This window comes from Bacillus sp. MN7755, assembly GCF_054771475.1.
This window is the reverse complement of sequence record NZ_BTRL01000001.1, coordinates 179554-191446: the sequence shown is the minus strand read 5'-3', so window position 1 is coordinate 191446 and position 11893 is coordinate 179554. Positions and strand designations below refer to the sequence as shown.

Sequence of the window (11893 nt, the reverse complement as noted above, 5' to 3'; positions counted from 1 at the left end):
AAAAGAGATGGATAAAGAAACGTTATTACATAATATAGCTCGAACTGCTTATAATATAGGGTTTGGAGGGAAAAAACATTTTGTAACATACGATATATATCGTGTTTTTCCACGATTGATTAGTATCCTAGTTACTATTATAGGTGTGTATCAGCTATCTATTTGGTATAAATCAGTTGATAATGAAGGAGTAAAAGATTTTATATCAATTTCGTTAATTGCTGTAGGTATTATAGGGTTAGTTCTTGATTTGTTAGGAGATAACAAACAGGAATATAATATTGTAGGCAAAAAAATGTTACGTTATTTTAATGAACTAAGTGAAATGTATTTTGAAATAAAAAATCAGCAAGGACCTATAAATAATTGGGAGTCTTATGAACGAAGAAGAAGGGAAATAATTGATGACGTTGACCAATGTTCTTTATCTAATCAGGCGATTTTTACACATTGGTGGACTCATATTGCTTTTTTTAAGACTATGCAATCAAACTGGGTTATTAAAGAATTGAAATTAGGGTTTAAAGATAAATACCCAATTTGTCATATTGAAACTCTTCTTTTCGTTATTATTGTAGTATCTTGTATTTTGTTTTTTACATTATAAGTTATATGTAAGAGGTTTTTAGTTAATCAAATGACTATCTAAATAATGAATTTTATTATTAAAAAATTAATTTGTTTAATGTTCAAGCTTATTTAGAAGAGGTGGTCTAGTGTCTAAAAAGAAAAAACAACATTTTGTGCCAAGGTTTTATCTGAAGATGTTTTCGAATAACTTGGATCAAAAGACTATTGGGATATTTAATGTTGAAAGAGAGATGTTTATAGCAAAAGGTAATTTGAAAAATCAAGCATATAAAGATTATTTTTATGGCAAGGATGGTCGGATAGAAGATGGATTGGGAAAGTTAGAGGGGGAGGCCTCAAAGCTATTTTATAAGATTTTATCTGAAAAATTTATGCCAGCATATTTATCAAATGACTACTATCTGATGTTAATCTTTACAATATTTTTAGCTGTCAGAACCGAGCATTCAGCAGATACACAAAATGAATTTCTTGATAAGGCTGTTAAGACTATATTTAAAGATGATCCTAGAGTTAAAGAGAGGTTAGATGACTTCACGGTAAAACATGTTAATGCACCAGCATTTATTTTAAGTGTTGCGGCAAAGATGCTTCCGGTCGCTTCTGATTTAAAGTGTAAATTAATATTTAATAGAACTAATCGAGCGTTTATTACATCAGATAACCCTGTAGTAAAGTATAACCAATTTTTGGAGCATAGAAACTCACATGGAAGCAATTTGGGGTTTGCCACAAAAGGATTACAAATTTTCTTCCCGCTTAGTCCAAAAGTATATCTTGTTTTTTATGATGGTGATACATATAAAGTAGGTAACAAAAAAAATGATATTGTTTGGTTAGACAATGAAAGAGATATTAGGGAATTAAATATTCTGCAATGTGTGAATGCTTATAAAAATATTTATTTTAATCAAGACATGGATGAGCTTACAGCTAAAAAAGTTTATTTAAAAGCTACAGAATATAGGCATGATATAAAAGCAAATGTCAATGAATATAAGGCATTAGAAAATAGGAATAGAGCTCTTATCCATATGTACGGCCAAGACAAGAAAATGAATTTAAGGCTCAATTTTATAAAAGAGTTAAAAAAAGCCCGGAAATATAATTTAGGTAATAAAACGGTCCATGTAAGAAGTGAAGAACTCTTAAAGGTGGCTAAGGATTTTGAAGAGTATATGGACAAACAGAGTGTATAATATATTATGTGTTTATTTTACCAGAGATACAAATATCGAATTAATAGATTTTCACCTAACGGAAAGTATCCATCAGTATTGTAACGTGAAATATAAGAAGTCCTATCCTCCTTTCATAAAAAAGAGGATAGAACTTCTAGTTAGGCATTAATAGGCCAATCTCTATATTTCTCCCTTGCTTCATCAACAATCGCGTTCATAATAAATTGTAGTTGTTGACCAGAAACTTTTTCTTTAATAAGAACTTTTGTAACGGCAATACGTACTTTTGCTAAAACATCGGTACGATGAACCTCTGTCCAGCCAGGACGAAATTCTCTCTTCATTTCTTTAATTACTTTATGAACCAAATCAGCAATAAACTTATTTTCAAAACTATGTTCACCCATATTAGCGATAATCTCGTAGAATGAAGCTTCTTCTTCGGTTAGTCCTAAATCTTTGCGTTTTTGTTCCTCTGTCATCATCTCATTACGCATTTCTGTCATAATACGTACTACATCTGCTGCATTGATAATTCGATTATGGTATTCAGTTATTGTTTTCTCTAATAGCTCACTCATTTTTTGAGATTTTGCCTTGTTTTTAGAGAATGTTAATTTCACCTGATCCTCTAATAATTGTTTGAATAATTTTAAGCGTAAATCTTCATGTTTTTTATCTTGTACATCCAATGTAAATGCATCATCTAAAATAGATACATCTGGTTTTTCTATACCTGCAACGGCAAATATATCAATAGTTTGGCGAGTTACGAGACTATCATTTACCAATTTGTTTAATTTTTGTTCTAGTTGCTCTTCCGCTTGAAAATCCTTCATACTAATTTTACGTATTTGGGTTTTTACAATTTCATAAAGCAATATTTCATCTACTACAGGTCTCACAACCATTTCGTTAGAAACAAGTTTATAGGATTTAGATAATTTTAATTGAGCCTCTAAGAAATCTTTTTCTATATCCATACCTAAAAACTTTCCTAGCAGTGTTGCAAATAAATCTTCTTGCTCGATTTTGCTCAATTTACGCCAACCTGCCGGACGTAAATGTACTGGTACATATTGTCGTATAATCTCTAAATTCCCCCAAAATATCTCTAATGCTTCTTTCATATCAAAAAGAGCTTCTTTTGGTGGCTCGATACTATTTGTATATTGTTTTGTCGCTTGTTTTAATTGATCTACAATACCGATAAAATCAATAATTTGACCGCCTTCTTTTTCTGGAAACACTCGGTTAACACGTGCGATTGCTTGAATTAAGTTATGGCCTTTCATAGGTTTGTCGACATATAGAAATGTCATTGGTGGGAAATCTGAGCCTGTTAAGAACATATCTACAACTAAGCATAATTTTAATGGATCTTTTGGATCTGCTAATCTTTCTTTGATAACTTTCTTTTCTTCGTCATTTTTTATATGTGCGTATTGGCTACCTTTTTGTACGTCTTTCCATTCTATTGGATCGTCTGTTCTTCCTCCTGTCATAACAATTTCCATTTGTGGACAATTAGGTATTTTCTTTAGTTGGTCATATAAAGCTACGCAAATATGTCGACTCATCGTTACTATTAAGCCTTTTGCAAAAGGCTGCTCAATGCTAGCCGTATTAAAGTGATTTACAATTTCTTTTGCTAATTGCTCTAATCGTTTCGGTGTTCCAACGACCTTTTTTAATGCTGCATATTGACGCTTGTACTTTTCTAATGCATCATCATTTGAACCATGAGCGACGATGTCAGCTAATTCCTCATCAATATTTAGATTAGTTAAATCTAATGGAATTAAGCGAGAGTCATATGTTAATTTAACAGTTGCACCATCGTTTACCGATTGAACCATATCATATGTATGAATTATAGGCCCAAATTGTTCTGTAGTATCTCGTCCGATCATAGAAATTGGTGTACCTGAAAAGGCAACATGAGAAGCATTTGGTAAAGCTTGTCTTAAGTTCCCAGCAAATCCTTTTACACCATATTGAGTGCGATGTGCTTCATCAGCAATAACAATAATATTAGAACGATCAGATAATACAGGGTGTTCATTTTCATCATCTTTTAAGCGAAATTTTTCAATTGTAGATAATACAATTTGTCCACCTTCATTTTGTAATAAATCACGTAAATCATCTGCCGAACTTGCTTGGAATACCTTGCCTATAAAACTTTCCGCACTAACAAATGTTTTATATAATTGTTCATCTAAATCTGTGCGATCTACCTGTAAAACAATTGTTGGGTTTTTTAAATCCTTTGAACGGCGGAGTAAATTTGCTAAAAATAGCATAGTAAAAGATTTACCTGAACCGGTACTATGGAATACCGTTCCAATCTTTTTATTTCCATTTGGACCAGAAGCCCGTAACGCTTCCTCGTATGCAATCGTTGCTCCAAAATATTGATGGTACTTTGCACCGATTTTAACACTAGCCTGTCCTTGTGTTTTAAAGAAAATAAATCTTTGAATGTATTCCAATAAACGATCCTTAGGAAATAACCCTTCAATTAATGTTTTCATAGATAATACAGGATTATTTTCAATTGTACGTCCATTTTTTGACTTCCACTCGGCAAAATATTCAAATGAAGCAAAGGGCATCCCGTGCATTGTTTGCACTCCATCTGATAGGACAACAAAAGCGTTGTAGTCAAATAGTTGTGGAATATCTTTTACATAATGTTGTAATTGTAAATGAGCACCTCGAACAGAGGGGTCTTCACGATAAGGGCTTTTTAATTCAAAAACAACTAATGGAATACCATTAATATAAATGATAATATCAGGCCTGCGAGAAAAACGGCCTTCGATTGCTAGTTGGTTCATAACAATGAAATCGTTATTTTTTGGGGCACCCCAATCTATAAAACTAACATCTGTATATTTTGTTTTTCCGTTTTTTTCATAAGAAAAAGTATATCCTTTAACTAGGAGTTCATGAAAACGTGCATTTCTTTTTTCTACATCTACTCCATCTATTGTGGTTAATAATGAGACTAAGCGAGGGATCTCATTAGATGGAATCATTTGATATTTATCAGAAAGGAACGTTGCTAAACGTTCCTTTATTATTACTTCATGTAAATCATTACGTGTCATCCATTTATGCGCTGGTAAGTATGTGTAACCTTCTTGTTGTAGTCTCTCGATGGTTGCTTGTTCAAAATCTGATTCATACAACCGACTAGTCATTTGTTAGCACCTCTTTTATTATTTGTTTGGCCTCTTTTACTTCTATATCTCGAGAAAGAAGAAGAGGAAGGAGATAGTTTCGAGTTTCAGCTAATTTATAGTTTTGCAATGTATTGTTCGCAATTACTTTAAACCAAGTTGTTGTTTGTAACTTAAAGTTAGTCATTTTTTCTTGAGTAAATTTAGGAAGCTTGTATTTTAATAAAAAATCATTTTGTATACGCTGTCGACCAGATGATCCTACCATACTTCCTTCTGCATATTTTAAGAATGAAAGGTCTTTACATAAGCAATATAAAAACATAGAGCAAGAATGCTTATTTGATCTTAACACTAAAAATTCCGTTGATCCAAAGGCTATTTCATTTTCTTCTAAGCAATTTACTAATGCTGCTTTTCCATTTTGAAAACATGGAGTGATTCTTGCTAGAAGCACATCTTCATTTTGAAACTTACTTCCCGAGGAAAACGCTTTTTTTTGAATAGATGTATATTGAATAGAAGAAGCGTTAATTGGTAGGGCCTTCATATCAATAAAAGAGGAGATCTGCTCTTTTTTTATTGTTAATCTAGGATTAAGCTCCACTATTTGTGATAATTCTATCTCTTCTTCAGTATCTTCTTGGATAAACCAATGCTTATATAATGTTTGTGCCATCTCTTCAAGAGTTTTATTTATTTTTAAATTTAAAGATTCCTGTTGTAAAATCGAAGAAAATATATCTGCAATAGTCATTTGTTCCTCTATGGATGGAAGGAATATTTCTAAGTTTTCTAATTGAGTTCGACTTACATTAGGGAATGTACTTCCTGATGAAGATTGAAGGATAGATGATAATTTTTGATCCAATATCAAACTTACTAATTTAGTATGATTAATACCATATTTACTTCTAATACTTGCAAGTCCTCTACCTATTGCATATTCTTTATCTGCAAAATTTCTTCTACCTACTGTTGATCCACGTACACACCATAATATATCTCCGATATTAGCCATTTTTTTAGGGGAGGTAGTAAATTGAACAGGAATAGGAAATTCATGACTAAATTCTGTTGGTCCATTTAATAAAGGGACCCCTAACCCGTCTGTATTACAATCTATACCTTTGGGACTTTGTCCCATGGTTATCTCACATAGGTCACTCAGTTTATATTTGATTAACGTGTGCTTCACATTAATCCCTCCAAGTCATTAAAAATCTTTTCTTGAAGACGATTATTTTCTTCGAATAGTTCGCGTAAGGTTTCAATTAATTCACCCATTTTTTCTTCAAATGGGATATCATCACTGTCTGGAATTTCTGATCCAACATAAATACCAGAAGTTAATTTGTAATCTTGATTTCGTATTTCTGAGATAGAGGCTATTTTACAGAATCCAGCTTGATCTTTATATTTACTATTTTTATTTCTAAATTGATGATATGTTTCTACAATTGAATTAATTTCTATTTCTGTTAATGCTTTTTGACGGCGTGATACTAATTCACCCATTTTACGAGCATCAATAAATAAAATTTCTTGTTTACGCTCACGATATTTACTTTTTCCATCTCGATTTTTGCTTAAAAAGAATAAACAGCATGGTATACCGGTTGTAAAGAAAAGCTTTTCTGGTAATTGAACAACACAATCAATATAACCCTGTTCAATTAATGCTTGTCGAACATCTTTTTCACCTGTAATATTTGTTGTCATCGCACCATTAGCGATAACATATCCTGCTGTACCTTCATTACTTAAATGATATAAAAAATGCTGCATCCAAGCATAGTTGGCATTGCTATCTGTTACTTTTACACCTTCTAATCCTAATACATTGAAGCGAGGATCATCATTAGGAATAAGGTCTGCACCCCAATCTTTCATGTTAAAAGGTGGATTTGCGATAACATAGTCTGCCTTTAAATCAGGAAATTGGTCATTTAGTAGGGAATCACCCAAACGAATATCAGCATTAATACCGTGTAATAATACGTTCATTTTACCTAGACGTACGTTATTTTCTTTGATTTCTTGCCCATAAAAAGACAAGTTGCGATTATGTTGAGAATAGTCATCAGACTGAATGAACATCCCACCTGATCCACATGCTGGATCAAAGACCTTTCCTTCCTTTGGATCAAGCATAGCAACTAATAAATTTACAATAGATGCTGGTGTGAAGAATTCACCACCGCGTTGTCCTTCTGTAGATGCAAAGTTTCCAATGAAGTATTCATATACTCGACCTAGTACATCAACACTATTTTCGTTAGATGTGCTAAAAGCATCGCGTGAAAAGATAGTGATAAGCTGAGCGACATTTTCAATAGGTAAAGAAGTTGCACGTTGGAAAATTCGAGGTAAGGTTCCTTGTAGTTCTGGGTTTGTTTCCTCGATTAATTTCATAGCGTTATCGATAATTTCTTTAATATTAGGCTGATTTGCATTAGATCGGATATAATCCCAATGAGCTTTTTGGGGAATTATAAAGACATTTTCAGATCTATATAGGTCATCCATGCTAAGGAAAGTCTCGCGTATTATTTCATCTCCGGCTGCATAAAAGTCGCTATCTGGATTATCTGTCATGGCTTCAATCTGTGCTTTGCGTTTATCATAACGCAATGATAGATATCTCATGAAAATTAAAGGTAATACATAGTGTTTATAATCAGCCGGTGAAACCGGTCCACGTAATTGATTTGCTGCATCAAATAAATCTGTTTGAAAGCTTATATCTGCTTTAGGTTGAGTACTCATTATAATCCTCCTGCTAGTACATTCATTATATTTAATTATACCATTCATCTAGTTTTTGAATAAGGATTCATAAATGTTTTATTTGGAAGAATTAGCAGTTTATATACGAACATATATGTCCATATTTGTAATAGGATATTTTACAAAGTGCGGTGTTGAAATTGCATTATGCATATTCAAAAAGAAGTGAATTATATGGAGTCAAACCTATGGGAGTAGGAAGTCCTTATATTGAATGCCTAACAAGTTACTTAATTAGGTTATCAGAAGTACATAAAGTTCATCTGTCATCGTTACTTTCTTATATCGTTGCACCAGTTCTTGATAAAGAATTCCTTATTAACAGTGTTAAAAGAGGTGGAAATAGATTTTACGATGGTGCTCGGACAATTAATGCTTTTGAACAAAATGCTATAGATATGGTAACTGTTTTAGAAGTTTTAACAGGAGTACAGCATTTGGATCAATTGACATTAATGGGATTGAAGGAAGTAATTCCATCACGGTATTTATTGAAGGCCCATCTTTCTTGGTGCCCAGTATGTTATGAAGAGCAAATCAATAATGAAGAAAGTCATTATAATCCATTATTGTGGCACCTTGAGGTAGTTAAGGTATGCCTTAAGCATAAACGTAGATTAGAAACGCAATGTCCTTCTTGTTCTAAACAATCTCCCATTTTACACCGGAAAAGTCAAAATGGATATTGTGTATATTGCAATACATGGCTTGGTATAGAAAAAGGTAGCGATCAAAATTTACACAATCTAGATTTTAATTACAAAATAACTTTAATGGCGGAACAATTTATAAAACATAAGGAAGAGCTATCAGTTTCAGGGAATAGACAACAAATCATTAGAAATTTAAATTACCTTGTTGAAACTTATGAACAGGGGAATCTACAAAGGTTTGCGAAGAACTTAAATTTAGCAAAAACGACTCTTTGGGATTGGTGTAAAGGAAAAGTTTTACCACCCCTTCCTAGGATGCTTGAAATATGTAGCTTATTTGATATTTCACCGGTTTATTTCTATACCCAAGATATCAGTACAAATAAAAATCTAATTATTTTGAACGTAGAGAATCTTTTAAGGAATCGGGGTACAAGAGAAATTAGATTTGATTGGGCTAGGGCATTGTCCATACTTAGGGAATATGCCAGCAATTCAGAACGAATTATATCTATGACTGAATTAGCTAAGTTGATAGGCTACCCCAAAAGAACACTGTATGAACATTTTCCAGACTTATGCAAGATTATTTCTGCAAAGAATAAAGAATTTATTAAAAGACGAACAAAACAGGCTTATGAAGATAATTGCTTAATAATTGATAACTGTGTTGAAATTCTAGGAAAGCACGGTGTGTATCCGAGTAGAAGAAAGATAGAAGAAATTGCTCATAAGCCAGGATTACTTAAAGATAAGAAGTTAAGAGAATATTTGAATGTATTGATGCAAAATGAATTTTCTAATGATAGGAGGTAAGTCATGTTAAGTGAACAGGAGTTTCAAAGCTGGTGTATTTTGTTGGATTTCAACAAAGAGGCGGTTAGTACAATTCAAAAAATCCGGACATCACCGCCTTCTCGTAGTGTTAGAAGTTCGAAAAAAAACTTATCAGGGAAATACCCAAGTAAGAAAATGGGGATGTCTATTCAATATGAGAGTTATACTGTTGAACTAGTCGCTATGTACGTAATGGAATATGATGATGATGTACTTGAATATTATGATCAGCCTATTACCCTAAAGTTAGATTATTCTCGGGAAAATGGTAAGAGAATTGCCTTTTATTATACCCCAGATTTTTTAGTGTTAAGAAAAGATGGTGTACAGATTGAAGAATGGAAAACAGAAGAACAACTAATTAAGCTTTCAGAAAAAGATCCAGTAAGGTACTGCAAAGATGAAGAGGGGAATTGGAGATGTCCCCCCGCAGAAATTGCAGCCAGTCAATTAGGTTTAGATTTTGTTGTGCGGTCATCAGCTGAAATAGATTTAAACGTGCACAGAAATCTTATATTTCTAGAGGCGTATCTCAAGAATGGAGATTATACAGTACCAGAAGGCAAGAAAAAAGAGATCATTAATATTCTTTCTTCGAATTTAGGAATGAAATTATCCAAACTACTTGCTTCTTTAAAAACAACAAATGCTGATGATGTATATACATTGATTGTGAAGAATGAAATATATGTGGACCTGGTGAAATATATAATTGCCAATTCTAATGATGTACCGATTTTTTTGAGTGAACAGCATAATAAGGCATTTGAAAGTATTAATTCAACAAAAACTGAAAATATTCATCCTGTAACAGCTGTAACAATAGATGTTAATGCGACAGTTATGTGGGACGGAATTGTTTGGAGGATTGTAAATGTAGGCTTTCAATCAATCTCGCTTTATTCGGATGACAATGGATTATTAGAATTACCTAAAATACATTTTATAGAGTTGCTGAATAACGGTAGGATAGATCTCAAAAATGAAAAAGAGGAGAGTAGAAAATATGCGCCCTTTATAGAAAATATATTAGAAATGGGGCCAGAAGAGTTGGCAAAGGCTAATAGAAAGATAAATGTAGTTAAGCGAAAATTAAATAATGAAAAAATACCTAGTAGTGAAGTTTCTGAAAGAACTTTGAGACAGTGGGTAAAAGACTACAAAGAGGCTCAACAGATATATGGAAATGGATATATAGGTTTATTAGCTAAAAATCAAAGCAAGGGTAATCGAGAGAAAAAGCTTCCAACTGAAACAATAGCTCTAATAGAAGAAGTAATTGAAAGGGAATATGAGAATCTTAAACAGAAGAATAAAACAATCGTATACGGACAACTAGTCATTCTATGTGAAAGTAAAAATATTTCTGTTCCAAGCTTTAAAACATTTTGTAAGGCTATTAAAAATAGAAATCGATATGAACAAGTCAAGAAAAGACAAGGAGAACGGTCTGCTTATAAGCATGAGCCGTTTTATTGGAACTTAGAAAGAAGCGTTCCCAAACATGGGGATAGACCTTTTGAGATTACACATATAGATCATACACAGTTAGATATTCAGGTTGTATGTTCTAGGACGGGTAAAGTATTAGGAAGACCGTGGCTAACATTATTAGTGGATGCATACTCTAGAATGGTTCTTTCCCATTATATTACCTTCGAGTCACCTAGTTACAGATCAGTGATGGTAGCATTGAGAGAATGTGTGCGTAAATATCATCGACTTCCGCAATCTATTGTAGTGGACGGAGGAAAAGAATTTCACAGCATTTATTTCGAGACATTTACAGCTATGTACGAAATTAACAAAAAAGTAAGACTACCAGCAAAAGCTAGATTTGGAAGTGTAATTGAAAGATTGTTTGGCACCTCGAATTCTAATTTCCTTCATAATCTAAGGGGAAATACTCAAATTATGAAGAATGTTCGACAAGTTACCAAGGCTGTAAATCCTGTAAATCACGCGATATGGACTTTGGAAAATTTGGAAGGTGTGTTTGGTAAATGGCTAGTGGAGGTATACAGTGATAATGTACATCCATCATTGGAAGGGCTTACGCCTAATGAAGCATTTAATGAAGGCATATATAGAACAGGAGAGCGGAAACTTGATTTCATCTCGTATGATGAAAACTTTATCGTTACTACTTTGCCGTCTACAAGGAATGGGGTAGCTAAAGTGAATTTACGTACAGGTATTAAAGTGAATTATATAAATTATTGGAGTCCTGCTTTAAATAATTCTATACTTGAGGCGAAAAGTGTACCTGTGAGATATGATCCATTTAATATCGGAATTGCTTACGCGTATGTAAACAAAAAATGGGTAACGTGTACCTCTGAATATTATCATGAATTAAAAGGGAAAACAGAACGAGAGCTAAAATTAGCTATGGAAGAAATTAAGAAAAGAAAACAAAATCACGTCAAAGGGTATGCAATCACAGCTAAGAAAATTGCTGAATTTATTAATAATATTGAGGAAAAAGAGAAATTAATGGCAGAGAATATGAAGAAACAATTGTCTTCTAAAGGGGATCAGAACGAATTTGAAGAACAATACCCTTCTTCTATTTCATCAAAAGCTAAAGATTTATTGGAAAATATGGAATTTCAAGAGTTTGATATCTATAAGAAGGGAGGCTGAAATTAAG

7 protein-coding genes are annotated in these 11893 nt (G+C 32.8%); 4 read left to right on the top strand and 3 right to left on the bottom strand.

Translation table 11 applies throughout. The features are described 5' to 3' along the window. Window positions 1-7 precede the first annotated feature (7 nt). Window positions 8-607 carry an SLATT domain-containing protein gene (locus tag ACYVEC_RS01030; RefSeq protein ID WP_460505379.1) on the top strand — a complete coding sequence of 200 codons (600 nt, stop codon included), beginning with the start codon at window positions 8-10 and terminating at the stop codon, window positions 605-607. A 109-nt stretch (window positions 608-716) separates the two neighbouring features. Further along, window positions 717-1790 (top strand): DUF4238 domain-containing protein, encoded by a 1074-nt coding sequence (locus ACYVEC_RS01025; protein WP_460505377.1) that lies wholly within the window; start codon window positions 717-719, stop codon window positions 1788-1790. 140 nt (window positions 1791-1930) lie between these two features. Here the strand turns inward: ACYVEC_RS01025 and ACYVEC_RS01020 are convergent, their stop codons facing one another. Genes ACYVEC_RS01020 through ACYVEC_RS01010 form a run of 3 tightly spaced genes read right to left on the bottom strand, consistent with a single transcriptional unit; the run spans window position 1931 to window position 7729 of the window. Beyond that, window positions 1931-4981, bottom strand: coding sequence for a type I restriction endonuclease subunit R (locus ACYVEC_RS01020; protein ID WP_460505375.1), 3051 nt, complete (start codon window positions 4979-4981; stop codon window positions 1931-1933). Next, window positions 4974-6158: a restriction endonuclease subunit S gene (locus ACYVEC_RS01015; protein ID WP_460505373.1), complete on the bottom strand. Its 1185-nt coding sequence runs from the start codon at window positions 6156-6158 to the stop codon at window positions 4974-4976. The genes ACYVEC_RS01020 and ACYVEC_RS01015 overlap by 8 nt, the downstream gene beginning before the upstream one ends. Further along, window positions 6155-7729, bottom strand: a complete 1575-nt coding sequence (locus ACYVEC_RS01010; RefSeq protein WP_460505371.1) for a type I restriction-modification system subunit M — start codon at window positions 7727-7729, stop codon at window positions 6155-6157. The genes ACYVEC_RS01015 and ACYVEC_RS01010 overlap by 4 nt, the downstream gene beginning before the upstream one ends. Window positions 7730-7938: 209 nt before the next feature. Between ACYVEC_RS01010 and ACYVEC_RS01005 the strand changes: the two genes are divergently transcribed. Both ACYVEC_RS01005 and ACYVEC_RS01000 read left to right on the top strand, forming a co-directional pair. Next, window positions 7939-9219 (top strand): TniQ family protein, encoded by a 1281-nt coding sequence (locus ACYVEC_RS01005; protein ID WP_460505369.1) that lies wholly within the window; start codon window positions 7939-7941, stop codon window positions 9217-9219. A gap of 162 nt (window positions 9220-9381) precedes the next feature. Further along, window positions 9382-11886 carry a TnsA endonuclease N-terminal domain-containing protein gene (locus ACYVEC_RS01000; RefSeq protein WP_460505367.1) on the top strand — a complete coding sequence of 835 codons (2505 nt, stop codon included), beginning with the start codon at window positions 9382-9384 and terminating at the stop codon, window positions 11884-11886. Window positions 11887-11893 lie beyond the last annotated feature (7 nt).

Bases quoted from the DNA above. Each gene is read 5' to 3' on its own strand.
- ACYVEC_RS01030 (WP_460505379.1), top strand. From the start codon at position 8: ATGGATAAAGAAACGTTATTACATAATATAGCTCGAACTGCTTATAAT.
- ACYVEC_RS01020 (WP_460505375.1), bottom strand. From the start codon at position 4,981: ATGACTAGTCGGTTGTATGAATCAGATTTTGAACAAGCAACCATCGAG.
- ACYVEC_RS01010 (WP_460505371.1), bottom strand. From the start codon at position 7,729: ATGAGTACTCAACCTAAAGCAGATATAAGCTTTCAAACAGATTTATTT.
- ACYVEC_RS01005 (WP_460505369.1), top strand. From the start codon at position 7,939: ATGGGAGTAGGAAGTCCTTATATTGAATGCCTAACAAGTTACTTAATT.
- ACYVEC_RS01000 (WP_460505367.1), top strand. From the start codon at position 9,382: ATGTCTATTCAATATGAGAGTTATACTGTTGAACTAGTCGCTATGTAC.